The organism is Halorubrum tebenquichense DSM 14210 (assembly GCF_000337415.1).
GTDB classification, from domain to species: Archaea; Halobacteriota; Halobacteria; order Halobacteriales; family Haloferacaceae; genus Halorubrum; species Halorubrum tebenquichense.
This window is the reverse complement of record NZ_AOJD01000086.1, coordinates 1-1,209: the sequence shown is the minus strand read 5'-3', so window position 1 is coordinate 1,209 and position 1,209 is coordinate 1. Positions and strand designations below refer to the sequence as shown.

Here is a 1,209-nt window from a genome sequence, read left to right as displayed (position 1 = left end):
CGCCCGCGACGTCGACGGACGTCGGTTCTTCCCACGCAAACCCCCGAGTAAAGACGTCACCAGTCGCTCGAAACCGGAGAATTTGGAGTAATGCAATCTCTCGCGCTTTTGCTTGTAGCTCGTCCTCGGGAAGGTCCGCTGTCGCCCGCTTGAGGTATGCCTCGGTCGTACGCTCGACGTCGTCGCGTTCTTTCTCGGAGAGTCGCGCCTCGAGCTTCTCGAGGTCGACCCACGCACCAGACTGAACCGCGTTCGTGTTGAGCTTCGGCGCTCCCCCACCCGAGTTACCTCTCGCAAAGTCGTTTTCCTCCAGGTACTCGGTATTCTTCGGTCCACTACTCTTGCCCCCGTGAAACCCACACTTCCCATGTGGTCCGATTGCTGGTCGACCACACCGCTTTCCCGTACTCTTAGCTGTCGCGGTACATCGCCCGAACCGACCGTAATTCATCTTACTACTCATGGGGGTTCATGTGGTCCGTGTTTGTCTCTTGCCTCAAGATTCCATGGGGGGTTGTTGTCCGACCGCGATTCATAGGTTCAGAGTTCGTCGACCCTACTCTAATCATGAACGTACTGTCTCGAGAGATACCACGAGATTACGAGATACCCGAATACAACGCATATCACGAACATATTACCAAAGGTTAGTTCAATCACGAACCTGCCTCCGTGAGGGGTTGCTGTGCAATCTCCGGCCCAATAGACAGCGTCTGAACCGTCTCGTCTCGTTCTTCGGTTAGACTCGACAGTAAGGGACGTACCCAGTCTACCCAGTCGTACATCGTATGGAGACGGTCGATGTCCGGTAGCCCGTTAGGTCCGCATTGTACCCATATCTCGATTACCTCCTCGGTCAACTCATCAAGCGCTTCTAGCGTCTCAAAGAGGACGTCTCGAGTGAACGACTCGGTCAGCATGAACGATGGAAGAATCCGCTTGTGGCGTTCTTGCTCGTCTGTGAACGAAAGGTTCAGTCGGCACTGACCCTCGGTCTCGTCGACTAACCCCATTGCTACAAGTGTCGGTAAGTGGTTCCGAACCGACTGCGTCGAGATTCCCGCTTTCTCGGCTAACTCTGTCTTGCTAAGGCTCAGATTCGTCGCGAGCAACGTACTAATCATCGCCCGAACCGTGGGGGTTGCGTCCTCTAAGAGACGCTTCGACGGGAGACTCGCGAGTGAAAGCCGTACTTCGCTACTCCGAATC

1 protein-coding gene and 1 pseudogene are annotated in these 1,209 nt (G+C 55.2%); both read right to left on the bottom strand.

Annotated elements, in window-relative coordinates; genetic code table 11:
• Positions 1-463: hypothetical protein (locus C472_RS17690; RefSeq protein WP_082238298.1), on the bottom strand; the 463-nt coding region annotated here is incomplete at its 3' end.
• A 193-nt stretch (positions 464-656) separates the two neighbouring features.
• Positions 657-1,209 (bottom strand): annotated as a pseudogene (locus tag C472_RS17940) (transcriptional regulator); the annotation flags it as partial.